Origin of the sequence: Aeromonas sp. R7-4, assembly GCF_040908055.1 — a bacterium.
Classification (GTDB): domain Bacteria; phylum Pseudomonadota; class Gammaproteobacteria; order Enterobacterales; family Aeromonadaceae; genus Aeromonas; species Aeromonas sanarellii.
This window is the reverse complement of the sequence record NZ_JBFODA010000058.1, coordinates 1-25052: the sequence shown is the minus strand read 5'-3', so window position 1 is coordinate 25052 and position 25052 is coordinate 1. Positions and strand designations below refer to the sequence as shown.

At 66.9% G+C, this 25052-nt stretch carries 27 protein-coding genes; 12 read left to right on the top strand and 15 right to left on the bottom strand.

Annotated features, from left to right (window positions below; translation table 11 throughout):
* Window positions 1-66: 66 nt before the first annotated feature.
* Window positions 67-1029, top strand: a complete 963-nt coding sequence (locus AB5Y72_RS15475; protein WP_325783505.1) for an ElyC/SanA/YdcF family protein — start codon at window positions 67-69, stop codon at window positions 1027-1029.
* A 58-nt stretch (window positions 1030-1087) separates the two neighbouring features.
* Here the strand turns inward: AB5Y72_RS15475 and AB5Y72_RS15470 are convergent, their stop codons facing one another.
* Together AB5Y72_RS15470 and AB5Y72_RS15465 are read right to left on the bottom strand one after the other, a co-directional pair.
* A complete protein-coding gene (locus AB5Y72_RS15470; RefSeq protein WP_325783504.1) occupies window positions 1088-1702 on the bottom strand; it encodes a superoxide dismutase in 615 nt (204 codons plus the stop codon).
* A 21-nt stretch (window positions 1703-1723) separates the two neighbouring features.
* On the bottom strand, window positions 1724-2149 hold the full coding sequence (locus AB5Y72_RS15465; protein ID WP_325783514.1) for a hypothetical protein: 426 nt from the start codon (window positions 2147-2149) through the stop codon (window positions 1724-1726).
* 280 nt (window positions 2150-2429) lie between these two features.
* Here AB5Y72_RS15465 and AB5Y72_RS15460 point away from each other — a divergent pair, with 280 nt between their 5' ends.
* Both AB5Y72_RS15460 and AB5Y72_RS15455 read left to right on the top strand, forming a co-directional pair.
* Window positions 2430-3341, top strand: coding sequence for a triacylglycerol lipase (locus AB5Y72_RS15460; protein WP_216991146.1), 912 nt, complete (start codon window positions 2430-2432; stop codon window positions 3339-3341).
* Window positions 3338-4093, top strand: coding sequence for a lipase secretion chaperone (locus AB5Y72_RS15455; RefSeq protein ID WP_325783503.1), 756 nt, complete (start codon window positions 3338-3340; stop codon window positions 4091-4093). The genes AB5Y72_RS15460 and AB5Y72_RS15455 overlap by 4 nt, the downstream gene beginning before the upstream one ends.
* 51 nt (window positions 4094-4144) lie before the next feature.
* Here the strand turns inward: AB5Y72_RS15455 and AB5Y72_RS15450 are convergent, their stop codons facing one another.
* Genes AB5Y72_RS15450 through sgrR form a run of 3 tightly spaced genes read right to left on the bottom strand, consistent with a single transcriptional unit; the run spans window position 4145 to window position 7059 of the window.
* The gene (locus AB5Y72_RS15450) at window positions 4145-4843 is read right to left on the bottom strand and encodes a hypothetical protein (RefSeq protein ID WP_216991148.1); all 699 of its coding nucleotides are present in this window, start codon (window positions 4841-4843) and stop codon (window positions 4145-4147) included.
* A 30-nt stretch (window positions 4844-4873) separates the two neighbouring features.
* The gene (locus AB5Y72_RS15445) at window positions 4874-5269 is read right to left on the bottom strand and encodes a thioesterase family protein (RefSeq protein WP_042077546.1); all 396 of its coding nucleotides are present in this window, start codon (window positions 5267-5269) and stop codon (window positions 4874-4876) included.
* A 50-nt stretch (window positions 5270-5319) separates the two neighbouring features.
* On the bottom strand, window positions 5320-7059 hold the full coding sequence (sgrR, locus tag AB5Y72_RS15440; protein WP_325783502.1) for an HTH-type transcriptional regulator SgrR: 1740 nt from the start codon (window positions 7057-7059) through the stop codon (window positions 5320-5322).
* 100 nt (window positions 7060-7159) lie between these two features.
* Here sgrR and AB5Y72_RS15435 point away from each other — a divergent pair, with 100 nt between their 5' ends.
* The 3 genes from AB5Y72_RS15435 (at window position 7160) to AB5Y72_RS15425 (ending at window position 9479) form a co-directional block, all read left to right on the top strand.
* Window positions 7160-7336, top strand: a complete 177-nt coding sequence (locus tag AB5Y72_RS15435; protein ID WP_084202829.1) for a hypothetical protein — start codon at window positions 7160-7162, stop codon at window positions 7334-7336.
* 138 nt (window positions 7337-7474) lie between these two features.
* Window positions 7475-8743, top strand: a complete 1269-nt coding sequence (locus AB5Y72_RS15430) for an O-acetylhomoserine aminocarboxypropyltransferase/cysteine synthase (RefSeq protein ID WP_325783501.1) — start codon at window positions 7475-7477, stop codon at window positions 8741-8743.
* A gap of 106 nt (window positions 8744-8849) precedes the next feature.
* Window positions 8850-9479: a glutathione S-transferase gene (locus AB5Y72_RS15425; protein WP_325783500.1), complete on the top strand. Its 630-nt coding sequence runs from the start codon at window positions 8850-8852 to the stop codon at window positions 9477-9479.
* A gap of 135 nt (window positions 9480-9614) precedes the next feature.
* On the opposite strand, the gene AB5Y72_RS15420 is transcribed toward AB5Y72_RS15425, so the two are convergent.
* Entirely contained in the window at window positions 9615-10790 is a 1176-nt protein-coding gene (locus AB5Y72_RS15420) for an iron-containing alcohol dehydrogenase (protein ID WP_325783499.1), read from the bottom strand.
* 191 nt (window positions 10791-10981) lie between these two features.
* Here AB5Y72_RS15420 and AB5Y72_RS15415 point away from each other — a divergent pair, with 191 nt between their 5' ends.
* Window positions 10982-11566 carry a hypothetical protein gene (locus AB5Y72_RS15415; RefSeq protein ID WP_325783498.1) on the top strand — a complete coding sequence of 195 codons (585 nt, stop codon included), beginning with the start codon at window positions 10982-10984 and terminating at the stop codon, window positions 11564-11566.
* A gap of 102 nt (window positions 11567-11668) precedes the next feature.
* Here AB5Y72_RS15415 and AB5Y72_RS15410 read toward each other — a convergent pair whose 3' ends face one another.
* The 4 genes from AB5Y72_RS15410 to AB5Y72_RS15395 form a co-directional block, all read right to left on the bottom strand.
* Window positions 11669-12097, bottom strand: coding sequence for a hypothetical protein (locus tag AB5Y72_RS15410; protein WP_042077531.1), 429 nt, complete (start codon window positions 12095-12097; stop codon window positions 11669-11671).
* 194 nt (window positions 12098-12291) lie between these two features.
* Window positions 12292-13038, bottom strand: a complete 747-nt coding sequence (locus AB5Y72_RS15405) for an SDR family oxidoreductase (protein ID WP_216991155.1) — start codon at window positions 13036-13038, stop codon at window positions 12292-12294.
* Between the two features lie 42 nt (window positions 13039-13080).
* Window positions 13081-13317 carry a DUF3624 domain-containing protein gene (locus AB5Y72_RS15400; protein ID WP_216991156.1) on the bottom strand — a complete coding sequence of 79 codons (237 nt, stop codon included), beginning with the start codon at window positions 13315-13317 and terminating at the stop codon, window positions 13081-13083.
* Window positions 13314-13787, bottom strand: a complete 474-nt coding sequence (locus tag AB5Y72_RS15395) for a GNAT family N-acetyltransferase (RefSeq protein WP_368199188.1) — start codon at window positions 13785-13787, stop codon at window positions 13314-13316. Before AB5Y72_RS15395 ends, AB5Y72_RS15400 begins: the two co-directional genes overlap by 4 nt.
* A gap of 186 nt (window positions 13788-13973) precedes the next feature.
* On the opposite strand from AB5Y72_RS15395, the gene AB5Y72_RS15390 reads away from it, so the two are divergent.
* Window positions 13974-15413 (top strand): RimK family protein, encoded by a 1440-nt coding sequence (locus AB5Y72_RS15390; protein WP_325783497.1) that lies wholly within the window; start codon window positions 13974-13976, stop codon window positions 15411-15413.
* Between the two features lie 57 nt (window positions 15414-15470).
* Here AB5Y72_RS15390 and AB5Y72_RS15385 read toward each other — a convergent pair whose 3' ends face one another.
* The 3 genes from AB5Y72_RS15385 to AB5Y72_RS15375 form a co-directional block, all read right to left on the bottom strand.
* Complete coding sequence (locus tag AB5Y72_RS15385) at window positions 15471-17087, bottom strand: alpha-amylase family protein (RefSeq protein WP_325783496.1); 1617 nt, start codon at window positions 17085-17087, stop codon at window positions 15471-15473.
* A 125-nt stretch (window positions 17088-17212) separates the two neighbouring features.
* On the bottom strand, window positions 17213-17485 hold the full coding sequence (locus AB5Y72_RS15380; RefSeq protein ID WP_042077515.1) for a DUF2442 domain-containing protein: 273 nt from the start codon (window positions 17483-17485) through the stop codon (window positions 17213-17215).
* A gap of 197 nt (window positions 17486-17682) precedes the next feature.
* A complete protein-coding gene (locus AB5Y72_RS15375; RefSeq protein ID WP_042077514.1) occupies window positions 17683-18153 on the bottom strand; it encodes an Lrp/AsnC family transcriptional regulator in 471 nt (156 codons plus the stop codon).
* Between the two features lie 160 nt (window positions 18154-18313).
* Here AB5Y72_RS15375 and AB5Y72_RS15370 point away from each other — a divergent pair, with 160 nt between their 5' ends.
* Window positions 18314-18832 carry a tyrosine-protein phosphatase gene (locus tag AB5Y72_RS15370; RefSeq protein ID WP_368199185.1) on the top strand — a complete coding sequence of 173 codons (519 nt, stop codon included), beginning with the start codon at window positions 18314-18316 and terminating at the stop codon, window positions 18830-18832.
* A gap of 4 nt (window positions 18833-18836) precedes the next feature.
* Here the strand turns inward: AB5Y72_RS15370 and metA are convergent, their stop codons facing one another.
* The gene (gene metA / locus AB5Y72_RS15365) at window positions 18837-19787 is read right to left on the bottom strand and encodes a homoserine O-succinyltransferase (protein WP_042077510.1); all 951 of its coding nucleotides are present in this window, start codon (window positions 19785-19787) and stop codon (window positions 18837-18839) included.
* Window positions 19788-19931: 144 nt separating this feature from the next.
* Here metA and AB5Y72_RS15360 point away from each other — a divergent pair, with 144 nt between their 5' ends.
* Both AB5Y72_RS15360 and AB5Y72_RS15355 read left to right on the top strand, forming a co-directional pair.
* The gene (locus AB5Y72_RS15360; RefSeq protein ID WP_216991161.1) at window positions 19932-21170 is read left to right on the top strand and encodes an HD-GYP domain-containing protein; all 1239 of its coding nucleotides are present in this window, start codon (window positions 19932-19934) and stop codon (window positions 21168-21170) included.
* Between the two features lie 28 nt (window positions 21171-21198).
* A complete protein-coding gene (locus AB5Y72_RS15355; RefSeq protein WP_219143393.1) occupies window positions 21199-22362 on the top strand; it encodes a CinA family nicotinamide mononucleotide deamidase-related protein in 1164 nt (387 codons plus the stop codon).
* Between the two features lie 9 nt (window positions 22363-22371).
* On the opposite strand, the gene AB5Y72_RS15350 is transcribed toward AB5Y72_RS15355, so the two are convergent.
* Window positions 22372-22887, bottom strand: a complete 516-nt coding sequence (locus tag AB5Y72_RS15350; protein WP_325783494.1) for a metal-dependent hydrolase — start codon at window positions 22885-22887, stop codon at window positions 22372-22374.
* A 393-nt stretch (window positions 22888-23280) separates the two neighbouring features.
* Here AB5Y72_RS15350 and AB5Y72_RS15345 point away from each other — a divergent pair, with 393 nt between their 5' ends.
* The gene (locus AB5Y72_RS15345) at window positions 23281-24945 is read left to right on the top strand and encodes a DUF342 domain-containing protein (RefSeq protein ID WP_368199183.1); all 1665 of its coding nucleotides are present in this window, start codon (window positions 23281-23283) and stop codon (window positions 24943-24945) included.
* The last annotated feature ends 107 nt before the right edge of the window (window positions 24946-25052 follow it).

Here is a 25052-nt window from a genome sequence, read left to right as displayed (position 1 = left end):
AACCTCTGCCCGTGTGACACCCTGGGCGGTCATCAAGCCTGACGCGCGGCGGCAACTTGTAATAGAATGACCCCCTGTCTTCTCTTACTTCAGACCCGAACCGCACCGCGCATGAAGAAGTTTGCCAAGATCCTGCTCGCCTGCCTCTGCCTGTTGCTGGCCTCCGCCGCCGCCCTGCTTGGCTACAGCGAGTGGACCGTCTCGGACGCCCGTCACTACACCTATGACGACGTCGATGCGGTGCCCTACAACCGGGTCGCCCTGGTGCTCGGCACCTCCAAATACCTGATCGGGGGCAGCCCGAACCACTACTTCAAATACCGGATCAAGGCCGCCGCCGAGCTCTACAACAACGGCAAGGTGGACTACATCCTGGTCTCCGGCGACAACGCCACCGTGCAGTACAACGAGCCGCGCCAGATGCGGCGGGCGCTGATCCAGGCCGGCATCCCGGCCAGCGCCATCTACAGCGACTACGCCGGCTTTCGCACCCTGGACTCCATCGTGCGGGCCAAGGAGGTGTTCGGCCAGGCCCGCTTCACCGTGGTCTCCCAGGCCTTTCACAACGAGCGCGCCATCTTCATCGCCCGCCACTTCGGCATAGAGGCCATCGGCTTCAACGCCCTGGATCCCAGCGCCTATCAGGGCATCCGTACCCGGGTGCGCGAGGTGTTCGCCCGCCTGATGGGGCTGCTCGACCTCTACGTGCTGGACAAGGGGCCCAAGTTCCTCGGCGAGCCCATCGTCATCGGCGCCCCCGCCCCCTGCCAGGTCTTGAGCACCATAGGAACGGGTCAGCCCTGCCTGCCCATTGTCGCCCCCAAGACGCCGGCCCAGCCGCCGACAGCCGGCACCGCACCAACGGCCAGCGCGGCAACCTCGACCGTCAGCGGGGCGGCAGCAACCAGCAGTGCCTTGGCCACCAGCGCAGCCTTGCCGAGCGAGACCACGCCCGTGGACACCCCGGCTGCCGCCAGTGCGGCGACGCCAACCAGCAGCGCCCCGGCCACCCGGGCGCAAGCACACTGACCCTCAATAGCAGAGACCCGCCAACTGGCGGGTCTCTTTCATCTGGCAATCGGGCTGGTCATGCCAACGCGTCCTGGTAGCGGCGCGCCACCTCGGGCCAGTCGATCACGTTGTAAAACGCGGCTATGTAGTCGGGACGCTTGTTCTGGTACTTGAGGTAGTAGGCGTGCTCCCACACATCCAGCCCCAGGATGGGCACCAGCCCCTCCATCAGGGGGCTGTCCTGGTTCGCGCTGCTCACCACCCGCAGCTTGCCGCTCTGGTCCACCACCAGCCAGGCCCAGCCGCTGCCAAAACGGCTCAGGGCCGCCTGGGTAAAGGCCTGCCTGAAGGCCTCCAGCCCGCCCAGATCCCGATCGATCGCCGCGGCCAGCGCCCCGCCCGGCTCGCCACCGCCCCGAGGGCTCATCACCTGCCAGAACAGGCTGTGGTTCGCATGGCCACCGCCGTGATTGCGCACCGCTCCCTGCACCCAGGCCGGCAGGCTGTCGAAACGGGTGAGCAACTCCTCCACCGGCAGGGTCGCCAGCTCGGGGAGATCGGCCAGAACCGCATTGAGGTTGGTGACATAGGTCTGGTGGTGACGCCCGTGATGGATCTCCATGGTCAGCGCATCGATGTGGGGTTCCAGTGCGTCGTAGGCATAGGCAAGGGCGGGCAGGGTATGGCTCATGGTCACCTCTGTTTATCGTGATTAATGCAGTTGCGGGGCTCTCTCGGCCTGGCACAGGCACTGGCCGAGACAGCGCAGGATGCCGTCGTGGTGGCCGTGCCTGCGCACGAAGGCGAGCAGCTCGGTACGGGTGCTGCGGGCGTGGCGAAGAGCCGCCTCCCGCAGGGCAGCGGAACTGGTGGGGGACTGGCTGGTGGCGAGCAGGCAATCGTGCACGTGGCACAGCAGGTCGGCCGCCCTGTCCGGCAGCGCCATGGCCACCAGCAGATCCGCCAGGTTGTGATGGGCCACCACCAGGGCCGCTACCGCTTCGTCGGCATCGTGCCAGTCGGCAAACTGCTGGCGAGCCAGCCACAGGGCCTGCTGGTAACAGTCGAGCGCCCTGGCATGCTCCCCCGCATCGAAATGGCGATTGCCGCTCAGAGTCTGCGCCTTCCAGTGCGCCATGCTGCTGTCCGCCTCTGTGGTGCCTATCCACCCCTTCACCCAGGTTCCCGTCATGACTCGACCACTCAAATGATAATAATTATTATTTAACTTATTTGATGGGCGGACACAAGGAATAGTTGGCGCGGCCTTTCTTGCCCATATGGGTAGGGTTTTTCTGCAATCCCCGGTTTAGTGATCCCATCCACAGATGCATTTGAGTTCGACCACCATGCTAATGTCACCGGCATGAGGCCGGTCGCTGCCGGATGGGCAGCCGACGTTCACAAGGATGGTGAAGATGAAGAGATGGTTGTTGGTGCTCTTGTGCGCCCTGCCCATGCTGGGCCAGAGCGCGGGTTATACCCAGACTCGCTACCCCATAGTGCTGGTGCACGGGCTGTTCGGCTTCGACAAGCTGCTCGGGGTCGATTACTTCTACGGCATCCCCCAGGCCCTGACCCGGGATGGCGCCAGGGTCTACGTGGCCCAGGTCTCGGCGACCCAGAGCTCGGAGCTGCGCGGCGAACAGCTGCTCAGGCAGGTGCAGCAGGTGATCGCCATCACGGGGGCGGAGAAGGTGAACCTCATCGGCCACTCCCACGGCGGCCCCACCATTCGCTACGTGGCCTCGGTCGCCCCCGAGCTGGTCGCCTCCGCCACCAGCGTGGGCGGGGTCAACCAGGGCTCTGAGATCGCCGACCTGGTGCGCGCCAAGGTGGCGCCGGGCTCGGCGGCAGAAACGCTGGCGGTGGCCGCCGCCTCGGCGCTCTCCGGGGTCATCTCCCTGCTCTCCGGAGGCGCCGACCTCCCCCAGGATCCCCTCGCCTCCCTGGATGCCCTCACCAGCGCCGGCGCCCAGCGCTTCAACCAGCGCTATCCGGAGGGGCTCCCCAGCCAGCATTGTGGCGAAGGGCCCATGCTGGCCGCCAACGGTGTCTACTACTTCTCCTGGAGCGGGCGCGGCAACATGACCAATATCCTGGATCCGGTGGATCCGGCGCTGGCGCTGACCGGCACCTTCTTCGGCGAACCCAATGACGGCCTGGTCGGGGTCTGCAGCAGTCACCTCGGCAAGGTGATCGGCACCGATTACCGGATGAACCATCTGGACGAGGTGAACCAGTCGTTCGGCATCCACCACCTGTTCGATACCGACCCGGTGACCCTGTATCGCCAGCACGCCAACCGCCTGCAGAGGCTGGGGCTATGAGACGGCTCCTGCTGGTCAGCCTCTCCCTGGCCGCGGCCCTGCTGGGCACACTCCTGCTCTGGCCCGAACCTGCCCCTGATCTGGCGGCGGCCCCCGAGCAGGGGAGCCTGCGCCACCAGCTGACCCAGCGGCTGGCGCAGGGGGAGACGGGGGACGCAGACCCCATGCTCGCCCGCTACCGGCAGTTTCTGAGGGCGGAGGGTGGGCTGACGGTGCCGACGGATCCTGGCCTTGCCAGCCTGCAGCAGCTGTTCGACGAGCGCGAGCGACTGCGCCGACAGCACTTCTCCCCGGCCGAGCAGGAGCCACTGTTTGCCGAAGACAGGCTGATGGAGCAGTGGACCCTGAGGCGCAAGGCGCTGGCGGAGGCTGGCGATGCCGACAAGCCGCTGCTGGCCAGCGAACTAGAGCTCTGGCTGGCGGAGCAGCCCCAATGGTTTCGGGAGGCGGAGGCCAACGGCCGCCTGCTCGGGGATCTGCGGCGCCTGGAGCAGGTCGCGCCGGCCGAGCGCGACGCAGTGCTGCGGGAGCGGCTGGGGCCGGAGGCGGCGGATAGGCTGCATCAGCTGACTCAGAGCCAGCAGGGGTTCGAGCGGCAGCTGGCCGGCTATCTGGCCGAACTCAAGCCCCTGCCCGCCGAGCGACGGGCCGAACAGCAGCCGGAGATACTGGCGCGCTGGTTCGAGCCAGCGCAGTGGCGGCGGGCGGAAGCCCTCGCCCGGCTCAGGCTGGGCGAGTCGTCACCGCAATAAATAAAAAGGGGGCCCAGATCTGGGCCCCCTTGCTTCATGCTGCAACCGTGCTTACAGCGGCTTGTTGGCCCCCGGCAGCGGCTGCCAGGTGAGGCGGGTCACCCGGGCGCCCTGCACCTCGCAGGTGAGGCAGAGATCCTGCCACCCCTTCTCCCTGCGCAGGGAGACCTCCCCCTCGATACCCTCGGCACTCGTCTTGAGCCTGGTCTGCTCGAAGGTCACCTTGTCTCCTCCGGCGAGCGCCATCAGCTTGCCGTTGCAGAGCCAGTGGGCGAGTTCCGCCCCCTTCAGCTTGACGCCCTTGGCGGCCTGCTCCTCGGCAGGGCTAGGCGCAAACAGCCTGCCCAGCTCGGCCGCCCGCCTGGTAAGCCAGGCCTCCCGCTGCTGCATGCTCATCTTGCTGACGAACTCCGCCGGCTGGCCCTTGTCGTCGAGCCACTGGGTCAGGGTGCCCTTGTCATCGAAGGCGAACTGGGCGGCGGGCTCCTTGACCCCGAACAGCTTGCCCCCCTTGAAGTAGTAGCGGCTCTCCCCCTCCTGCTTGCCCTGCTCGTTCAGAATGGGCACGGCGATGATGACGGGCTTGCCGTCGACCCAGGCCTTGATGTCGACGCCGTCGTGGCTGAACAGCCGGGTGTCGAGGGCGCCCTCGGCCCCCTTCTCCATCAGGGTGAACTGTTCGGCCAGGGTGGCGGCCAGGGAAGGCAGGGAGCAGAGTCCCAGCGTGAGAGCGATCAGGGTGTTGCGCATAGTTGTCCTGTGATGGGCCAGAAGGCCGGATTAACTCTCTACCAACCAGGCCCGCAGCCCCTCCCGGTGAGCCTCGCTCAGGGGGATGGACTGGCGGGTCCGGTAGTCAAAATGGATCAGGGTCGTCTCGGCGGTCACCGCCAGCTCGCCGCCCTGCCAGGCCTCCTGCCAGAGTGTGAAGGAGCTGGTGCCGATGCGGCGTACCCCGGTTTTGATCGACACCTGCTGGCCATAGAACAGCTCCCGTTTGAACTGCACCGTATAGCCCGCGATGATCAGATGCCAGTCGTGCACGTCCAGCTCGGGGGAGAAGAGGCGAAACAGCGGGTCGCGGGCCGATTCAAACCAGACCGCCGGCACCGTGTTGTTGATGTGGCCGAGGGCGTCCGTCTCTTGAAAACGGGGTTGGATCTGCATTTCCAGCATGGATGTCGACTCCTTGTCGTGGGACCGCGCACAGGCTAGCGCGCCCATCCTCAGGACTCAAGCATCCCGCGCTTCGGCTGAGAGCCCTCTCCGGTTTCCGGCGCCGCCATGCCCTGCTCGGGCCTTAGCCAGGCGCTGCGAAAATCGAACCAACCCAGGGCCGTCATCCGCACGCCGTGCACGCCGACCCGGCTCTCCAGCTCCAGCCAGTGGTGGAACAGGGGCACGAACCAGCCCTGGCGTTGCACCTCGGCCAGCAGGGCGCGCGGGCCGGGCTCGACGCCGCTGGCACGCCACTGCGTCAATCCCTGCCACAGGGCCTGTCGTCCCCCCCATACCCGGCGCAGCAAGGGGGTGCCCTGGAGCCAGGCGTAGGGGGCGAAGGCGTGCTCGTGCTCCAGGTTGAGGGTGCCGAGCCAGAGATCCACGTCCTCGTCCGCCCCGCTCACCCAGCGGCCGTAATCCAGGGTGCGCACCTCGAGCGCGATGCCCTGTTCTGCCAGCAGGCCGGCCATGGCGCCGGCGCACTCCTCAAACTCCAGGTGCTGGTTGAAGCAGGCCAGCACCAGCCGCTCCGGCAAACGGGTCGGCGTGGGCTCGGGGGCGGACTGGGTCTCGCGCCAATGGGGCAGCAGGCCCAGCGCACTGGTCCAGCCCCGCTGCAGCTCGGGGGCGACCCGCGCCATCAGGGCGATGGGGTTGAGCAGCCGGCTCAGCCACTGGCGCAGGGCAGGATCCTGCAGCAGGGGGGATCTGTCGTCCTGAAGCAGGAAGTAGCAACCCGATTCGAGCTCGGACTCACCGCGCATGGTGCCGAGTTCCGGGCTGTCACGCCCCAGTTGCAGGTGGCTCTCCAGCCGCTCCGCCAGCTCCGGCAGCATCCAGATGTCGATCTCGTCGAGCAGGGCGCGCAGACCGAAGTAGTCGTCGAATGCCTCCAGGCACAGGTGCAGGGGATCGTTGGCGGTCACCCGATAGGGGCCGGTGCCCACCGGCTGCAGGGCAAAGCCCGCCTCCCCCTTGAGCTCGCGCGGCAGGATGACGGCCACCGGCTCGGCCAGCAGGTGGGGCAGCAGGGGATCCGGGCTGTCGAGGTGCAGATCCAGGGTGCGCGGCCAGGGGTTCTCCAGCCGCGCCAGATGGGCGAACAGCGGACGATCCCGCAGGCTCTGCAGGCTCTCCGTCACGTCCTCCACCACCAGCTCGCGGCCGTGGTGAAAGCGCACCGCCGGCCTCAGGTAGAAGCGCCAGTGGCAGGGGCCGAGGCACTCCCAGTGGTGGGCGAGATCCCCCTCGATTTCCCCATTTTCCTCATTTCGCCGGGTCAGGCCGTTGAAGATCTGACGGCTCAGGTGGATTTCGGAGCGACGCAGCGGGCCGGTAGGCAGCAGTTGGGGCAGTGGCCGGTAGTAAGGCACCCGCAGGATCTGGCGCCCCTCCCGGGTGGCCTGACCGAGCTGCTCGATGAGCAGCGGGGTGAGCAGGTCCAGCCGATCTTCCGCCAGCCGCACCGCCTGGGCGAGTTGGCCCTGGCTCAGCAGCTCCCGCAGCCGGCGGCGGGTCAGGCTCTCCTGGTTGTCCAGCAGGGTGAGGCGGGAGCGCCGCCCCCGTCCTGCCTCGGCCGACCAGTCGAGCCAGCCCTGCTCCTGCATGCGGCGCAGCAGCAGGCGGGCGTTGCGCGGGGTGCAGCAGAGCAGCTCCGCCACCTCGGCGAGGCTTGTCTCCCGTTCGTCGCCGCCAAGCTGCTGGGCGAGCCGTTGAAACTGCTGATAGAGGCGGCTGCTGGGCATAAAAGAGGAAATCCTTGTGAGAAAAGTCATCAGTTTTTACTTCCTCATTTTAGCTCAATACTGCTGGCGAACGTGAACACCACAGCACAGGAGCACCATCATGAGCCAAGCCGCCACCCCCAAGCCGAACCGGATCCAGCAGACCCTGCGCCGCTACTTCCTGCGGATCCTGCCCCGTCCCCTGACCCTGATCGAGGACCCCATGAGCCAGCTCAACCGCCTGATGCAGTGGGACATGCACCAGATAGACGACAGGGAGTATCGCCGCCGCCTCTGACCCCGCCCCGGACTGGCCCCATGGCCACCGCAGCGTGCCGGCATTGCTTTACCGGATTGGGTGGTTTACATCGGCGCCGGGCCTGCTAGATTGGACGTCTATCCATCCATAATGGCGACATCCAACAAGGAGTGTGTGATGAAAGATGCGACCCTGGCCCTGCACCACGGCTTTTCCCACGATCCCGCCACCAAGGCGGTGGCCGTACCCATCTACCAGACGGTGGCCTACGAGTTCGAGAGCGCCCAGCACGGGGCGGATCTGTTCAATCTGGCGGTGCCGGGCAACATCTACACCCGCATCATGAACCCCACCAACGACGTGCTGGAACAGCGGATGGCCGCCCTGGAAGGGGGGATCGCCGGCCTGGTGGTCTCGGCGGGTTCCGCCGCCATCACCTACGCCATCCAGGCGCTGACCGCCGCCGGCGACAATATCGTCTCCACGCCCCAGCTCTACGGCGGCACCTACACCCTGTTTGCCCACATGCTGCCGAGCTTCGGGGTCGAGGTGCGCTTCGCCAGGGATGACAGCGCCGAGGCCATCGCCGCCCTCATCGACGACAAAACCAAGGCGGTCTACTGCGAGAGCATCGGCAACCCGGCCGGCAACATCGTCGATCTGGCGGCCTTCGCCAAGGTGGCCCACGCCCGCGGCGTGCCGCTGATTGTCGACAACACGGTCGCCACCCCTGTGCTGTGCAAGCCCATCGAACACGGCGCCGACATCGTGGTGCACAGCCTCACCAAGTACGTGGGTGGCCACGGCAACTCGCTGGGGGGGGTCATCGTCGACTCGGGCAAGTTCCCCTGGGCGGACCACGCCGCGCGCTTCCCCCAGCTCACCCAACCCGAGCCCTCCTACCACGGGGTGGTCTATACGGAGGCCTTTGGGCCGGCGGCCTTCATCGGCCGGGTGCGCACAGTGCCGCTGCGCAACACGGGCGCGGCGCTGGCCCCCATGAACGCCTTCCTGCTGCTGCAGGGACTGGAGACCCTGAGCCTGCGCATGGAGCGCCACGTGGACAACGCCCTGCGGGTGGCCCATCACCTCAAACATCACCCCAAGGTGGCCTGGGTCAGCTACGCCGGCCTGCCGGGCCACCCCCACTACCCGCTGGCGGAGAAGTACATGGCCGGCCGCCCCTCGGCCATCCTCTCCTTCGGCCTGAAGGAGGGGTACGAGGCGGGGGTGCGCTTCTACGATGCCCTCAAGATCTTCAAGCGGCTGGTCAACATCGGGGATGCCAAGTCCCTGGCCTGCCACCCCGCCTCCACCACCCATCGCCAGCTGAGCGAAGAGGAGCAGGCCAAGGCCGGGGTCAAGCCGGAGATGATCCGCTTGTCGGTGGGGATCGAGGCCATCGAGGACATACTGGCGGACCTGGATCAGGCGCTGGAGGCCTGAGCCAGCAGCAGAGCGGGGGCAGCCCCGCTCTTTTCTTCTGTGAGCCGGTGAACCAGTTTCAGTGCCGGCGCGTATCATGCCCTTCCGTCACCCCGTCGAGGTTTTCATGATAGTCCTGCACCACCTGAACAAATCCCGCTCCCAGCGCATCATCTGGCTGCTCGAAGAGCTGGGCCTGCCCTACCGGATCCAGGCATACCAGCGCGATGCCGCCACCTTCCTGGCGCCCCCCGAGCTCAAGGCCATCCACCCCCTCGGCAAGTCACCTGTCATCGAGTTTGACGGCCGGGTGCTGGCGGAATCCGGCGCCATCACCGAATACCTGATCGCCCGCCACGCCCCCGAGCGGCTGGCGCCGGCCACGGACAGCCCCGACTACCCCGAATACCTGCAGTGGCTCCACTTCGCCGAGAGCTCCGGCATACTGCCGCTGCTGCTCGACATCTTCGTGCGCAAGGATGGCAGCCCGATGCGCTTCCTGCCGGGCTACGCCAAGGCAGAGTGCGCCAAGGTGCTGGGCTACCTCGATGAGGTGCTGGCCAGCCGCCGCTACCTGGTGGCCGATCGCCTCACCGGCGCCGACATACTGAACTCCTTCCTGGTGGACCTGCTGGCCCAGAGCGACCAGCTGGCCCAATTCCCGCACCTTGAGGCCTACTGGCAGCGGCTCAATACCCATCCGGCCCGCCAGAAGGCGGCGGCGCTGGAGCGCGAGCTGGACCAGAGCGCCGAATAAGCGGCTGTGCGACAGGCAACACCATGCAAAACGCCCCGAAGATCGGGGCGTTTTCTTTTCCGTTGGCCAGCCGGTGATCAGAGGGCGTGGAAGAGGATCCACGCCACTATGATTGCCAGGTGCTGGCCCCCTGACTTAAAGCGCGTGGGAAAGGATCCTGGCCACCTTGTCGGGGTCGATGTCCTGCTGCTCCCCGAGGGCCGTCAGGCCGAAGCGTTTGAGGTTGGAGCAGATCCCCGGGATGCAGCGCGCATCCAGGCCGTAGTCGGTGAGGCGGGTGCCCACCCCCATCTGCTGGAAGAACTGCTCGGTGCGGATGATCGCCTCCTCGATGCGCAGCGCCCTGTCCTCGCGGCCGGAGTGCCATACCCGCTCGGCGAACTGGGCCAGCTTCTCCTGCTTCTGGGATGCCTGCTCGCGCAGCAACGAGGGCAGCACCACCGCCAGGCTCTGGGCATGATCCAGCCCGTGCAACGCGGTGAGCTGGTGACCGATGGCGTGGGTGGACCAGTCCTGCGGCACGCCGCGCCCGATGAGGCCGTTGAGCGCCAGGCTGGCCGCCCACATCAGGTTGGCGCGCACCTGGTAGTTGGCGGGCTCCGCCAGCACCCGCGGGCCGTTGTCCACCAGCACCTGCAACAGCCCTTCCGCCAGCCGGTCCTGCACCTCGCCCCCCACCGGGAAGGTGAGGTACTGCTCGATGATGTGAACGAAGGCATCCACCACGCCGTTGCCCACCTGGCGCGGCGGCAGGCTGTAGGTGGTAGTGGGATCCAGCACCGCAAACACCGGCTGCACCAGCGGGTTCATGAAGGAGAGCTTGGCCTCCCCCCGGCTCACCACCGCGGCCGGGTTGCTTTCCGAACCGGTAGCCGGCAGGGTCAGCACGCAGCCGAGCGGCAACGCCGCCTCGACGGGGGCCTTGTGCAGCAGGATCTCCCAGGGGTCCGCCCCTTCGAAGCAGGCCGCGGCGGCCACGAACTTGCTGCCATCCACCACGGAACCACCGCCGACCGCCAGCAGGAAGTCGATGCGCTCGCGCTTGACCAGGGCCACCGCCTCCATCAGCTGATCGTACTGGGGGTTGGCGCCGATGCCGGGAAACTCCAGCCACTCCCGTCCCGCCAGCGCCTGGGTCAGCTGCTCATAGACCCCGTTCCGCTTGATGCTGCCACCGCCGTAGAGCACCAGCAGGCGGCTGCCGGCCGGGATCAGTTCAGGCAGCCTGGCGATCTGGCCCTCGCCGAAACAGACGCGGGTGGGGTTGGCATATTGGAAGTTGTACACGGCAGAGCCCTCGGTTGAATGCATGCAGGGGGATTGTGCGCCCGCCGTGCCACCAGGTCAAAACGAGAGCGCGCCGTCAAAACGGCGATGACCTGCATCCGGCATGATGGTACTCAGGTGCGACTTTGCTATGTTGGTAGCGGGGAGCGGCGTGTCGCCCTTCCCGCCGTCATGACCCCTCTCGGGGTCCCGTTCCCAGCCACAGGGTCTCAATCATGAAACTGAAGCACGCATGGATTGCCGGAGCGCTCGCCCTCTGCACTCATCCCCTGATACAGGCCGCCCAGGTGACCACCAATGTGGCGGTCACCCCGGGCCAGGCCAGCCTGGCAGAAGAGCTGACCGCCGAAGCCACGGTGACCGCCATCGACCTGGCCAGCCGCAAGGTCAGCCTCACGAACGCCGAAGGCAAGGCGTTCGATCTGGTCGCCGGGGAAGAGGTGGCCAACCTCCAGAACCTCAAGGTGGGGGACGTGGTGGCCTTACGATACCTGCAACTGCTGGATCTGACGCTGCTCAAGGGCACCGCCGGGGTGAGAAAGCGGGTGGTGGAAGTGGAAGGGGGCAAGGCCGCCCCGGGAGAACAGCCGGCGGCGGGCGCCGGCATGCAGGTGACCATCTATGCGGACGTCATCGACGTCGACAAGGCGCAGCAGACCATCCGGGTCAAGGGGGTGGACAAGACCCTCAGCATCCAGGTGAAGGATCCGGCCCAGTTCGCCCTGATCGCCAAGGGGGATCAGATCAAGGCGGTGCAGACCACGGCCATCGCCATCGGGATAGCGCCGAAACAGCCCTGATCCCCTCTGGGCAGGGAGGGCCACGACCCTCCCTGCTTTATCCGGCCCGGCGCCCCCGGGAGCTCGACGCCTTGTCCCCTGGCGCCAGCCTTGCCAATCCGGTCACGCCTGAACGGGCGACGACTTGCCGGTGAGGCGATCCATGGCCGCCTTGAGCATGGCATCGCGCTGCTCGGTGAGCCCTTGGGTCTGGCTCTCCCGTTCCTCGTCCGAGAGCGTCTTGTCGTCGGCCAGGCGCTTGATCTGGCTCTCGAGATCGTCAAATTTCTTGCGATCGAAGCCCAGGGCCTTGTCCACCATCTGCTGCACCCGCGCATCCTTGACGCCGCCGGTCAGGGCCGCACTCTTGCCATTCCTGGCCAGATGCTCGTAGGTGAGGGCCTGCTGCGCCTTGCCGGTCAGCGCCTGGCTGGAGAGACTGACCTGCTGAGACCAGCCGCTCTGCTTGTCGTCGCTGTCGCCAAGGGTCGCCAGGGCACGGCTCTGGGACGCACTCTGGGCGAGCTGCTGACCATAGGGTTTGATATCCATGAAGACTCCACGCTGACTGCCGGTCGCACCGGCCTTTGGGGCCCCTCGCCCCGCCATGGCCTGAGTACAGCAAATTGCGGGCCAACTTGAGTACCGCGCGCCAGACAACCCAGGGCGACGGCACCCGGCAGCGGCGCCATAAAAAGAGGCGCCGAAGGGCGCCTCTCTTGGGTTGGTGAGTCACCAGACCGGCCTCAGCGGCGGCTGATATGCAGCGGGCCGAAGGTTTGGGCCACCGGCATGATCTCGATGCTGTTGATGTTGACGTGGGCGGGCTGCTCGCTGATCCAGAGCACGGTATTGGCGATATCCTCCGGCTGGATGGCATGCACCCCCTGGTAGACGGTGGCTGCCTTGGCATCGTCCCCGTGGAAGCGCACGTTGGAGAACTCGGTGCCGCCGCACAGGCCGGGCTCCACGTTGGTGACACGCACCGCCGTGCCCGCCAGATCGGCGCGCAGGTTGAGGCTGAACTGCTTCACGAAGGCCTTGGTCGCGCCGTAGACGTTGCCACCCGGATAGGGGTAGGTGCCGGCGATGGAGCCGATGTTGATGACGTGGCCGCGGTTGCGCGCCACCATGCCCGGCAGCAGCAAGCGGGTGATCAGGGTGAGGCCGCTGACGTTGGTGGCGATCATCTGCTCCCAGTCCTCGAGATCTGCCTTGTGGGCGGGCTCCAGCCCCAGGGCCAGACCGGCGTTGTTGACCAGCAGATCCACCTCCTGCCAGGCGGCCGGCAGCCCGGCGATGGCGGCATGGGTAGTGGCCTTGTCCTGCACGTCGAACACCAGGGGCAGGAACTGCTCGCCCAGCTCCTCGGCCAGGGCGGCCAGCCGTTCGGCGCGGCGACCCGTGCCGATCACCCGATGGCCGGCACTCACCAGCAGACGGCTGATGGCCTCACCAAAGCCGGACGAGGCGCCCGTTACCATTGCAATCATGTGAACCTCCATTGTTATTTGTCTTCTTGAAAAATCAGCACCTTATCTGTCTCGCTTCGCCAGCTTGCGCCATGCAAAGGCCGCCAGATGCAGCAGGAAGAGACCCGAGCCCCCGAGCGCAAACAGCAGGCCGGTCAGGGCGTTGACCGAGGTGTTGGCGCCGCACCACCACCACACCAGCCAGCCGACGACCCCGGTGAGAAGGGTCTGGACGGCGCAGACCGGGCAGCGCCCCAGCCTGGCCCTGATGGCCGTGGCCAGGCAATCCTCGCAGCTCATGATGGGTCCTGCCCCTCGTCATCCAGCACCAGCACCAGGCGGTGGGCATGCTGGCCGGGCCCGTAGTAGTCCGGCAGCCGTAGCCTTGGGCGAAACCCCAGCCCCTGATAGAGGGTTCTGGCCTCGAGGTTGGCGTCGGCGACTTCGAGCCGGATGGCCCCCCACCCCGCCTCGCGGCCTTCCCGGATCACCTGCTCCAGCAGGCGGCGTGCCCAGCCCTGGCGGCGCACCGTCCAGCGGATGGCGAGGGTCTGGATGATGAGGCGATCCCAGCCTTTGTGCTCCAGCACGCTCAAATAGCCCATCACCTGCGCCTTCTCGTCTTGCAGCAGCAGGGTGCGCCCCTTGGCCTGATTGAGCAGATAGTGCCAGCGGCTGCGGCCGAAGGCGACCTCGGGGGGAAAGCAGTAGCGTTCCAGCTTCACGATGGCGCCCAGATCGTCGGTTCGGGCGACGCGCACGGTCAACACGGGGAGTCCTTGTTCGGTTATTTATCCTCAGCACCAGAAATGCGACTTGTATCACAAGTTACCAAGGCAGAATATTAGGCACTGTAACCTCTTGTTTCCCCTCGCGCCATTGTCGTGCTTGTCGGTGCATCGAAGCCCACTGGGGATACTGCCGTTTCTGGCAGCCCTTTCTGTGGAGCCGAAAATATGAGTACCTATGTCATCGTCGAGGAGCCGGGCGACTGGCCCTGCCATGCCGACTATCTGCTGACCGCCCGCACCTACCTGCAGCACGGCCTGCCCACCACAGGCGGCCGCCCGCGCATCATCAACCTCTGCCGCTCGCTGGAACACCTGAGCGCCGGCTACTACTGCTCCCTGCTGGCCCAGGCCCGCGGCCACCACTGCCTGCCGGGGTTGCAGGCCATCAGCCGGCTGCAACCCCAGCAGCCCCCCGCCAAGCTCTGGCGCAAGCTGCAGGGCTGGCTGGCCCAGCAGAGCGAGGACAGGATCCGGGTGCGCGCCATCTTCGGCCAGTGCGAGCAGAGCGAGCTGGCGGGGCTGGCCCGCTACTACTACGGCCTGAGCCAGCTGCCGCTGCAGGAGCTGACCCTCAAGCGCGGCCGCCACGGCTGGTCGGTGCGCCAGCAGGAGAGCCTGTCGCCGCTGGCGCTGAGCCCGAGCGAGAAGGCGCTGATGCTGCAGCACGCCCAGGCCCTGGCCGGTGCGGGGGACGAGGAACAGGCGGCGCCGCGCTACCAGCTCGCCATCCTGGTGGATCAGGGGGATGGTCGCGCCAGCAGCGATGCCCTGGCGCTCGAGCGCTTCATCCAGGCGGCCGCCGCCCAGGGGATCCGGGCCGAGATCCTGGCCCCCTCGGCCATCGAGCGGCTGCCGGAGTTCGACACCCTCTGGCTGCGCGCCGAGACCGCGGTGGGCCACTACACCTTCGAATTCGCCCGCCGTGCCGAGCAGCTCAAGATGCCGGTGATCGACAGCTCCCGCGCCATCCTCGCCTGCAGCAACAAGCTCTACCTCTACGAGCTGATGGTGCGCAGCGGCGTCGCCATGCCCCCCACCATGGTGGTGACCCGGCGCGGCCGCCAGCACGTGGACGAGCTGGTGCAGCGCCTCGGCCTGCCACTGATGGTGAAGATCCCCGACGGCGCCCAGGGGCGGGATCTCGCCATGGCCAGCGACGAGCAGCAGCTCGCCCGTCTGCTGGACGAGGGGCTGGCCCGCTCCGCCCTGCTGCTGGTGCAGAGCCGGATCCCCGCCGAGTTCGACTGGCGCATCGGCTTTCTCGACGGCTCGCCGCTGTTCGCCTGCCGCCGCTACCGACCCGAACCCGGCAACCGCATCCGCCGCCGCAAGCACCCCCTCGACATGAGCCGGATCGAGGCGCTGCCCCTTAGCGAGGTGCCGGAGCGGGTGCTGCAGACCGCCCGCCGCGCCGTCCACCAGCTCGGCAACGGCCTGTTCGGGGTGGATCTGCGCCAGCAGGGCCAGGGCTGCGTGCTGCTGGAGATCATCGACAACCCCTGGATCCGGGGCGATATCGAAGACAGGGAGGCCAAGGACCTCTACGAGCGCCTCGCCCGGGCCTTCCGCCAGCGGCTGGAGAACCGGGGGCAGGGCGCCTCCTGACCCGCCAGAAACAAGAAGGGCCCCGTAGCGGGGCCCTCTTCATTGCCGGGACAGGCGTCATTGCAGCAACAGGAAGCGACCGGTCAGGGGCGGCAAGTCCACCGTCAGGCTGCTGCTCCCCAGGGTCAGGCGCTCGCCGCTCTGCAGATCCACCAGGGCGCTGCCGCTGCGCAGCTTGGCCAGGGGCAGGCTGTAGCTCTGGGGCGTGCTGGAGACGTTGAGCAGGTAGACGATCTGCTCGCTCGCCGTCTGCTTGAGATCGCCGTAGACGCTGCCGTCCGCCACCAGCTTGACCCGCTCCCCCTGATAGAGGGCGGGATGCTTGGCGCGCAGGGCCAGCAGCTCGCTCAGCCACTGCTTGAGCTCGGCCTGCTCGCCGCTCGGGACGAAGCCGGTGACACCGGGCACCTTGCCGTCGCTGCGGGCCACGTGATCGTCACACAATCCCTGGGCCGCACAGTCACCGCCCACCTGGGCAGCAAAGCCCGGCACCTCGTCGCCAAATTCCTCGCCGTAGTAGAGGGTGATGGGACCGGAGCGGGCCGCCAGGAAGCTGAAGGCCGCCTTGTGGCGCTGCCAGTAGTCCGCCTGGTTGAAGTTGCCACGCTCCAGCAGATCGCCGAAGCGCACCAGATCATGGTTGCCCAGCATCAGGTTCGGCATGGCGTGGTTCGGGTAGTTCTCCACCCTGTTCCAGCTGGCATCGAGCACGCTGGCCCCCTGCCCGCCCTTGCCGGACTCCTCCACCGCCAGCGCCTGCACCAGGCCGTAGCGCAGCGGGAAGTCGAACGCCGAGGAGAGCGCCGGGTTGTCGCTCGAGCCATAGGCCTCGTTGCGGATGTCGTCGGCCCCCTTCCACACCTCCCCCACCATGTAACCGAGCGTGCCCCACTGCAGGCCGGCGGCCTTGCGTGCCGCGCTGGCCTGCTCCACCTCGGTGCGAATGGCGCGCCAGTCGTCGAGGCCGAGCTGATAGGCCTGATCGAGGCGCCAGCCGTCGATGCCGTACTGCTCGATCCAGTAGCGGGCCACCTCCTTGAAGTAGGCCAGGCTCTCGGGCTGGCTGTAGTCCACCAGCTGGCCCGGGTAGCCAGCGCCGCCGCTCTTGAGGGCGGGCAGGCGCCCCTCCGGCGAGGGCTTGCTCACCCCCACCTTGTTGACGTGGCCGAACACCCCGTCGAGGAAGACATGGAGCCCGCGCTGGTGGGCCGCGTCCACCAGGGTCTTGAGCTGGGCGTTGCTGCCGAAGTTGGGATCCACGTTGAAGAAGTCGCAGGCGAAGTAGCCGGTCGCGTCCAGCCGGTCGTCCCCGGCCTGGCCGGCGCAGGAGTCGAACACCGGGGTGAGCCAGATGGCGTTGACGTTGAGGCTCTTGATGTGGTCCAGGCTGTCGATGATCCCCTGCAGATCGCCGTTGTGCCGGGAGGGGCCGTAGCCGACGCCGTAGTTGGCGCTGCCATCGCCATCGACGAAGGACTCCACCATCACCTGGTAGGTTCTCAGGTTGCAGGCCGGCTGATCATCCCCGTAACAGGCGCGGGCAGCAGCCGGGGGGACAGGATTGACCACCGGCGGCTCGGTCTCGGTGCTGGAGCCACCGCCCCCGCTGCCGCAAGCCGTCAGTAACAGGGCGGCCCCGATCAGGCCGCCACGACGCAACGTTCCTTGTTTCATTGTTATCTTCCCGCTGTGGTGGTGTCGGCGCAAAAGGCGCCGCCTTTGAGGCCATGATAACGGCCGGAGCAGAGCGGGTCTGTGACTGAAAACGTTACCTGCCTCAACGAGTTAGCAGGCCACGCTCAATGCGCATTGCGATCGTGGAAGGCGTCGCGCTCGTCGATGGGCAGGATCAGGTGGTAGACCTCCTGGGCCGACAGGGTGCAGCCTGCGGGCCACTCCAACTGGTGGCGGCGATTGATGAAGACACGGGCGAAGCGTCGCTCGGTGTCGATGGCGGCAAACAGGGGCTGGTGGCGCCAGGGGGTCAGATCCAGTACGCCCGTGACGCCGTCGGAGAGCACCACGAACAGGCACCATCCCCGCAGATATTCCACATCGATAAAGACCGGCATCCCTTCGGCTCCGATTGAGAAATTCGGCGCCATTATAGGCAAGCAACCCTCCCCGCTTTGCCGGGAGGATCACAGTTTTTTCAGCCGTTTATCTCGTAGTGGCCCGGGCTGGCCCCGGATCCGCCCGTTCCGGCTGCCGCCGGAGGCAGGTCAGGCCACCTCGCGCACCTTCACCCCTCGCCATGGACGAAGGAGACTCAGGCATGGGGGAAGCAGGGCAGGGAGCGGCTGAACCTGTGCTCGAACACCAGGGAGGTCTCGAGGTGCACCACCTCTTCGCGGGAGGTGAAGTGATCGAACACGAAGTTGCGCAGGTGCTCGGTGTCGGAGACGCACAGGTGCACCAGGAAATCATCCTTGCCGCCCATGTGGAACAGGCTGATCACCTCGGGCAGCGCCAGGATGGCGTCGCGAAACGCATCGATGATCTGGCGGCTGTGGCGCGCCAGCTGCAACGAGACCATGGCCTGGATGTGGCCGCCCAGGGCCTGGTAGTCCACCTCGCAGTGTGCCCCCTTGAGCACCCCGTCCTGCTGCAGCTTGCGCACCCGCTCCAGGCAGGTGGACGGCGCCACCCCGACCAGGGCCGCCAAGTCCTTGTTGGTCATGCCCGCATCGCGAAACAGATGGGCCAGGATGTCCAAGTCCAGTTGATCCAGGTTTCTCATCTCTACTCCTTCCATCGCTCGATATTTTTAAACTCTGCCCGTAAACCGGGACGAACACAACGCGGATTGACATCGCCCCCGGCGCCCCTATGCTGTGCCGCACCCCAGCGGGAGGCCATGCCATCCGCCTATCCCTATCCCAGCCACCACGAGGCCCCCCATGCTCAGTGCCCACCCTTTCTGGAGCCTGGAGGTGTTGCGCCTCGACGGCCAGCTGTTGCTCACCCCCTGCCCCGGCAGCCAGCAGGTCCCCATGGAACAGGCTCTGGCCCAGTTGCAGCTGGCCGGTGCCGGCGGAGTGCTCACCCTGATGACGCAGGCCGAGCTGGCCGACCTCGGCATGGGAACACTCGGCTCACAGGTGGAGGCCAGAGGCATGGGCTGGTTCCACCTGCCCGTCGCGGACGACCAGGCCCCTGACGACGCCTTCGAGCGGGCCTGGCCCAGGGTGTTGCCCGAGCTGCTCACCCTGCTGCGGGAGGGGCGCCACCTGGCCATTCACTGCCACGGGGGGAGCGGTCGCACCGGGCTGGCGGCGGCCCTGCTGCTGATGAGCCAGGGCCAGCCCCAGCAGGAGGCCATGGCCTGCATCCGGGCCAGGCGGCCCCGCGCCTTCACCCTGGCCAGCCACCGCCACTGGCTCGACACCCGGGGACGGCGGCTGGTCGGGGCCGACTGAGGCGTTACTGCCCCTTGGGCTGCTGGTAGGTGAACACCTTGCCGATGTCTTCCACCCTGTAGCTGGTCAACTGATAGACGTAGTAGTTGAGCCAGTTGGAAAACAGCAGGTGACCGTGGCTGCGCCAGGTGGCGCGCGGGGTCTGGTCCGGGTCGTTGTCCGGGTAGTAGTTGACCGGCACCACAGGGGAGAGGCCGGCCGCCAGATCCCGCCGGTACTCGCCGTCCAGGGTCAGGGCATCGTATTCTGGGTGACCGGTGACGAACACCTGGCGGCAATCCTTGGTCGCCGCCAGATAGACCCCCGCCTCTTCGGACTCGGCGAAGATCTGCAGATCGGTGTGGGCACGGATGAGATCCCCGTCGAACGCCGCGTAGCGGGAGTGGGGGGCGACGAACTCGTCGTCGAAGCCGCGCAGCAGCGGCTCGTGCTCGTCGAGACGGTGGTGACGATAGACCCCGGAGAGCTTCTCGCCGTGGGTCTGCTTCTCCATGCCATAGAGCGCCTTGAGCGCCGCCTGCACCGCCCAGCACAGGAACAGGGTGGAGGTCACGTGCTGATGGGACCACTCGATGATCTCGACGATGCGGGGCCAGTAAATCACCTCCTCGAACTCCACCAGCCCGAGCGGCGCCCCCGTGATGATCATGCCGTCATAGTTGTTGCCGCGCACCTGCTCGAAGTCGTGATAGAAGTTCTCCAGGTGCGCCTGGGGCGTGTTTTTCGACTCCCGATCGTCGATGCGCAGCAGATCCACGTCCACCTGCAACGGCGAGTTGGAGAGCATTCGCATCAGCTGGATCTCGGTCTCGATCTTCTTGGGCATCAGGTTGAGGATGAGCACCCGCAGCGGGCGGATGTTCTGGGTGACGGCCCGGGATTCCGTCATCACGAAGATGTTCTCCTGCCCCAGCACTTCGGCGGCGGGCAACTGGTCCGGGATCTTGATCGGCATGCTGACTCCCTGTACTGCATCGGTAAATATGTCTGGACATCTAGAAGCCTATAATAAAGCGCTCATCCTGTCATCAGATACCTTTTGTATTCACCCCGGCCTTTGACTAGCATACGGCTCAGTGTGTCTCTCGTGCCCAACCCCATGACAGGAATCAAGATCTCGGTCGACCGGCTGCAAGTCGGCAATTACGTCTCCCTGCCGCTGGGGTGGCGTGAACACCCCTTCCTGTTCTCCAGCTTCAAGCTCAAGAGCGAGGAGGAGATAGAGCTGATCCGTCGGCTCGGCCTCAAGCTGGTCACCATCATCCCCGACAAGAGCGACACGCCCCCCAAGCCCCTCGGCCAGGACACCTCCCACGAGGAGGACGGCGAGGCGCTCGTCGCCCGCCAGCAGGTGATGGAGCAGGAGAAGACCCGGCGCATCGAGCAGTTGCAGCGCTATCGCCGCGACCTGCAGCAGTGCGAGAAACAGTTCCGCCAGTCCCTGGCCCAGGTGCGCAACCTGATGGGCAAGATCCAGTCCCGTCCCCTCAACGCCATCAACGAGGCCCAGGAGCTGATCAACGCCATGACGGAGCAGCTGCTGTCGGTGGACGAGATGGTGCTGCACCTGGTGTCGGACAGCGCGGACGGCAACAGCCTCCAGTTCCACTCCCTCAACGTCAGCGTGCTCAGCATGCTGCTGGCCAGGGAGTGCAAGTTGCCGGCCGAGGCGATCCGCCAGGTCGGCATGGGGGCCCTGTTCCACGACATCGGCAAGCTCAAGCTGCCGAGCCAGCTGCTGCGCAAGACGGAGCCGCTCACCAAGCCTGAGCTGAACCTGATGGCCCAGCACCCGCGCTACGGGCTGGAGCTGCTGAGCCTGGCCAAGGATTTTCCGGATCCCGCCAAGCTCATCGTGCAGCACCACCACGAATACCTGGATGGTAGCGGGCCCCAGGGGCTCAGGGGCACCCAGCTCGATCCCCTCACCCAGATCGTCTCCCTCATCAACGAGTACGACAACCTCTGCCACCTGCAGGCCAAGGTGCCCTATTCGGCCCTCGGCAGCCTCTACAAGCAGCGCAAGGCCCAGTTCAACGCCGATCACCTCGGCATGCTGATCCGCCTGATGGGGGTCTACCCCCCGGGCAGCGTGGTGCAGCTCTCCAACGGCCAGGTGGGCCTGGTGATGTCGGTCAACGCCTCCCGCCTGCTCTACCCCGCGGTGCTGGTGTATGATCCCCGCATCCCGCGCCAGGAGGCGGCCATCATCGACCTCGACGAGGCCGGGCTGACCATCGCCAAGGTGATCCACCCCAAACGCCTGCCCCCAGCGGTGTTCGAGTACCTCAACCCGCGCACCCGGATCAGCTACTACTTCGAACACGGCAAGCCCTGATCGGGTGCCGCCCACCCAAGGAGTTCCCATGCGCATCGAGATCATCAGCACAGGCGACGAGATAGTGACCGGCCTGGTGGTGGACACCAATGCCGCCTGGCTCAGCGCCCTGCTGCTGGAGCAGGGCTGGCAGGTGCGCCGCCGCGCCACCGTGGGGGACAATCTCGCCGACCTGAAGGCCGTGCTGCGCGAGAGCAGCGAACGCGCCGAGGTGGTGCTGGTGTGCGGCGGCCTCGGCCCCACCGCCGACGACCTCACCGCCCAGGCGGCAGCCGAGGCGTTCGACCAACCCCTGACCCTGTTCCCCGACTGGCTCGCCACCATGGCCGAGCGCTACGCCAGCCGTGGCCGCACCATGGCCGCCAGCAACGCCAAGCAGGCCTGGCTGCCACAGGGTTGCGAGATCCTCGACAACCCGGTGGGCACCGCCTGCGGCTTTGTGGTCAGCCACCCGGCCAGCCAGGGCCAGAGCCGACTCTTCTTCACCCCGGGCGTGCCGTTCGAGTTCAAGCAGATGGTGCGCGAGCAGATCATGCCGCGTCTCAAGGCGCTGGCGGGGGAAGCGACGGATACCGAGCTGCGCCGCTTCTACACCTTCGGCATCTCGGAATCCGCCCTCTCGGACCGGCTGGATGCGGCCCCCTGGCCCTCCGGCATAGAGCTGGGCTACCGCTCGTCCATGCCGCTCATCGAGCTCAAGCTCATCGGCCACGGGGCCAGCGCCGCCGACATGGATGCCGCCGAGGCGCGCCTGCTGGGGGAGATTGCGCCCTGGCTGGTGGGACGGGGCAACGAGGCGCCGGCCAGCCAGATCCTGGCCCTGCTGGGCGCGCGGCCGCTGCACCTGCGAGAAGGGGAGAGCCGGGGCGCCCTGCTGGCCATGTGCCATTTCCACCCCGGGCTGGAGGCGCACTTCAGCCACAGCCTCCCCGCCGACCTGATGCAGCTGGCGGTGCCCGCCGCGCCCCTGAGCCTCACCATAGGCCGTGCCGGGCCGGACGGCGTGCCCCTGCTGCTGTGCGTCGACGGGCGGCAGTTTGGCCAGACCCTCAAGGTCAGCCACCCGGATCCCGAGAGCGGGCGCCGGATCCTCGCCTTCGCCGCCCTCGACATGCTGCGCCGCCACCTGCAGGGGCTGCCGGTGCTCGCCGACTACCTCACCCTGACGAGAACGGCCAGGCGCCAAGGCTGAACCTTCGCACTAGAAGGCGGCAAACCCCAGATCCCCGTGGACCCAGTACCCGGCGAGCGCCAGGGTCAGCAGGCAGAAGGCCCTCTCGTAACCCCCGCCACTCCTGAGGGGCAGGCCGGGCAGGCGAAAACGCCGACGCCAGGGCCAGAGCAGGGGAATCCCCATGGGGGTGAGCCAGTCCCCCAGCAGATGGCTGAGATAGCCCACGATGAGGGCATCCTTCACCGCCCCCGACAGCAGCCAGGGGGCCTCCACCTGTGCCAGCCCCCAGACCCCCATCCCCACCGCCAGCAGGCTGTGGGTGAAGCCGCGATGGCCGAACAGGCGGGAGAGGGGCCCCGAGAGCCAGGGCAGCTGTCGCCCGAGCAGGGAGTGGGGATGGTCCAGATCCGGCAGCAGGGCGCTGGCCAGGGCCATGGGGACCAGGTGCCAGAGGCTGGCATCGGCCAGGGCCGGGGTGAGCTCGGCCTTGTGGGCAAGCAGGACGCAGGTGACGGAAAACAGCAGGTGGCCTTGGGCGGTCATGGGGCTCGTTCGGTTGGACAAAAAAAGGGGCTGGTCGGTGGCGACCAGGGCCATCTCCCTGGGGCGGCGGCAGATTAAAATCTCTCTCTTCCTGCCTGGCAAGGTGAATCGTATTGCCACTCTCAACTTGATTGACACTCTGGATAGCGAAAGCATAAAAATTCAGCATGTAGCGCTAAAAAGCCGCAATGCGGCACATGGCATGTGCCGACTCCGCCCCTCTCCCGTCAGCCGATATTTCCTCAACCCGGTTCACCCATTTGCATTCAGATCGTTGACCCGGAAGGAAAAATACCCGAATACTGCGACCTGGGCCGCCCCGGCGGCATCGGTTTTCGGCAAGGACCTGCCCCGTTCGGGCAAGCCGGACAGGCGCAACGAGGGAGGCACCCGGTGTTAAGCAAAGCGTGGTTTCAGCTGTCGGCCGACATGAGCTATGTCTGCCTGCGCATCGCCCCTGGCCTCACCGAGCCCATCCGGGAGGACGATGTCCTGGCCCTGCTGCGCCTCTCAAACTGCCGGCGCTATCAACCCCTCGACGAGGGGATCCGCGAGGCCGTCACCCTGCTCAACACCCTGACGTCAACGCCGGATGCCCCAGCCCACCCGCCCGTGCCCGTGGCCCGGCGCCAGGACGCCAGGCTGCTGATCCAGGTGGACAAGGACCAGATGAGCGCCAGGGCGCAGATCACCGCCGACTGGGGCGGCCAGCCCCTCACCCTGGCGCAGTTGAGGGAAGCCCTGGCGGCCAGCCCGGTCAAACAGGGGGTGAGCGAGCGGCTGCTCGCCGCCGCCGTCCAGGCCGCCGGCGAGGCGGCCCCCGGCGCCCTGCTCAGCCCCGTGATCGCCCTGGGCAAGGCGGCGAAGCACGGCCTGGATACCCGCCTGGAGAGACTGGTGGCGACCGCGGCCGAGCGGATCCTGACTCCCCAGGAGCTGGACCACGGCAAGGTGGACATGCGCGACCTCGGAACTCTGCTCACCGTCAAGGCGGGGGCTGCGCTGATGCGCCGCCACCCCGCCACCCAGGGCGTGGACGGCTTCACCGTGACGGGCCAGGTGCTGCCGGCCAGGTCCGGCAAGGAGAGCGCCATGACGGCGGGGGAAGGCACCTGCCTCTCCCCCGAGGATCCGGATCTGCTGCTGGCGACCCGCCCCGGCCTGCCGTGCCAGGAGCGGGCCGGCATGCGGGTGGACGAGGTGCTGAGCGTCAAGCAGGTCGACATCCGCCATGGTCACGTCGAATTCGAGGGCTCCCTGCTGGTCACCGGGGACGTCATGCCCGGCATGCGCGTCAAGACCAGCGGGGACGTGGTGATCGGCGGCTTCGTCGAGGGGGGCTATATCGAGTCAGGCGGCACCATCACGGTGCGCAACGGCATCATAGGCCGCAAGCAGGGGGAGGACGAGTACCTCTGCCACCTCAACGCCGGGGGCGAGATCCACGCCGGCTATGCCCAGTACGCCAGGCTGGAGGCCGACGGCGACATCCAGATCCTGAGCCAGCTCAGCCACTGCTACTGCCGCAGCGGCCAGGATCTGAAGGTGGGGGACAGCGCCATGCGCAAGGGTCACCTCATCGGCGGCGTCAACATCGCCAACCGGCTCATCATGGCCCCCGTGCTCGGGGCCTCGGCGGCGAACCGGACCAGGCTGCAGATCCTCGGCGGCTACTTCAGCCAGAAGGAGCAGGAGCTGGCCCTGCGCCAGCGCAAGCAGGCCTGCCGGGAGCAGATAGACAAGCTGCAGGACCTCATCCTGCGGCTGCTGCAACTGCCCGGCGACAAGCGCAATCCCGAGACCCTGCAGAAGATCAAGGCGTTGCGCACCCGCCAGCTCGACGAGAGCAGATCCCTAGACGAGCAGTTGGTCGAGGCGCAGCAAGCGCTGCAGGCGCTCATGGCCAACATGGACATCATCGCCACCCAGCGCCTCTTCCCCGGCGTCGAGGTGGAGATGGCCCATCACCACAACAGGGTCGACATCGAGCACGGCCCCATCCACTTCGCCATCCGGGAGGATCAGCTGCAACTGACCCCCTATCAGGGCCAGTGCTAAGGCGCCAGTCAGAGGCAGCACCGCCCATGCAACCGTTCAACTCGTGATCCCGGCGGCGATTTTCGCTACACTCGGCCTCCCCATGGCCCCACAGGGCGGGCCGGCCA

Excerpts from the sequence above, each read along its gene's own strand:
- AB5Y72_RS15475 (WP_325783505.1), top strand. The coding sequence starts at position 67 with ATGACCCCCTGTCTTCTCTTACTTCAGACCCGAACCGCACCGCGCATG.
- AB5Y72_RS15470 (WP_325783504.1), bottom strand. The coding sequence starts at position 1,702 with ATGAGCCATACCCTGCCCGCCCTTGCCTATGCCTACGACGCACTGGAA.
- AB5Y72_RS15465 (WP_325783514.1), bottom strand. The coding sequence starts at position 2,149 with ATGGCGCACTGGAAGGCGCAGACTCTGAGCGGCAATCGCCATTTCGAT.
- AB5Y72_RS15460 (WP_216991146.1), top strand. The coding sequence starts at position 2,430 with ATGAAGAGATGGTTGTTGGTGCTCTTGTGCGCCCTGCCCATGCTGGGC.
- AB5Y72_RS15455 (WP_325783503.1), top strand. The coding sequence starts at position 3,338 with ATGAGACGGCTCCTGCTGGTCAGCCTCTCCCTGGCCGCGGCCCTGCTG.
- AB5Y72_RS15450 (WP_216991148.1), bottom strand. The coding sequence starts at position 4,843 with ATGCGCAACACCCTGATCGCTCTCACGCTGGGACTCTGCTCCCTGCCT.
- AB5Y72_RS15445 (WP_042077546.1), bottom strand. The coding sequence starts at position 5,269 with ATGCTGGAAATGCAGATCCAACCCCGTTTTCAAGAGACGGACGCCCTC.
- sgrR (WP_325783502.1), bottom strand. The coding sequence starts at position 7,059 with ATGCCCAGCAGCCGCCTCTATCAGCAGTTTCAACGGCTCGCCCAGCAG.
- AB5Y72_RS15435 (WP_084202829.1), top strand. The coding sequence starts at position 7,160 with ATGAGCCAAGCCGCCACCCCCAAGCCGAACCGGATCCAGCAGACCCTG.
- AB5Y72_RS15430 (WP_325783501.1), top strand. The coding sequence starts at position 7,475 with ATGAAAGATGCGACCCTGGCCCTGCACCACGGCTTTTCCCACGATCCC.
- AB5Y72_RS15425 (WP_325783500.1), top strand. The coding sequence starts at position 8,850 with ATGATAGTCCTGCACCACCTGAACAAATCCCGCTCCCAGCGCATCATC.
- AB5Y72_RS15420 (WP_325783499.1), bottom strand. The coding sequence starts at position 10,790 with ATGCATTCAACCGAGGGCTCTGCCGTGTACAACTTCCAATATGCCAAC.
- AB5Y72_RS15415 (WP_325783498.1), top strand. The coding sequence starts at position 10,982 with ATGAAACTGAAGCACGCATGGATTGCCGGAGCGCTCGCCCTCTGCACT.
- AB5Y72_RS15410 (WP_042077531.1), bottom strand. The coding sequence starts at position 12,097 with ATGGATATCAAACCCTATGGTCAGCAGCTCGCCCAGAGTGCGTCCCAG.
- AB5Y72_RS15405 (WP_216991155.1), bottom strand. The coding sequence starts at position 13,038 with ATGATTGCAATGGTAACGGGCGCCTCGTCCGGCTTTGGTGAGGCCATC.
- AB5Y72_RS15400 (WP_216991156.1), bottom strand. The coding sequence starts at position 13,317 with ATGAGCTGCGAGGATTGCCTGGCCACGGCCATCAGGGCCAGGCTGGGG.
- AB5Y72_RS15390 (WP_325783497.1), top strand. The coding sequence starts at position 13,974 with ATGAGTACCTATGTCATCGTCGAGGAGCCGGGCGACTGGCCCTGCCAT.
- AB5Y72_RS15385 (WP_325783496.1), bottom strand. The coding sequence starts at position 17,087 with ATGAAACAAGGAACGTTGCGTCGTGGCGGCCTGATCGGGGCCGCCCTG.
- AB5Y72_RS15380 (WP_042077515.1), bottom strand. The coding sequence starts at position 17,485 with ATGCCGGTCTTTATCGATGTGGAATATCTGCGGGGATGGTGCCTGTTC.
- AB5Y72_RS15375 (WP_042077514.1), bottom strand. The coding sequence starts at position 18,153 with ATGAGAAACCTGGATCAACTGGACTTGGACATCCTGGCCCATCTGTTT.
- AB5Y72_RS15370 (WP_368199185.1), top strand. The coding sequence starts at position 18,314 with ATGCTCAGTGCCCACCCTTTCTGGAGCCTGGAGGTGTTGCGCCTCGAC.
- metA (WP_042077510.1), bottom strand. The coding sequence starts at position 19,787 with ATGCCGATCAAGATCCCGGACCAGTTGCCCGCCGCCGAAGTGCTGGGG.
- AB5Y72_RS15360 (WP_216991161.1), top strand. The coding sequence starts at position 19,932 with ATGACAGGAATCAAGATCTCGGTCGACCGGCTGCAAGTCGGCAATTAC.
- AB5Y72_RS15355 (WP_219143393.1), top strand. The coding sequence starts at position 21,199 with ATGCGCATCGAGATCATCAGCACAGGCGACGAGATAGTGACCGGCCTG.
- AB5Y72_RS15350 (WP_325783494.1), bottom strand. The coding sequence starts at position 22,887 with ATGACCGCCCAAGGCCACCTGCTGTTTTCCGTCACCTGCGTCCTGCTT.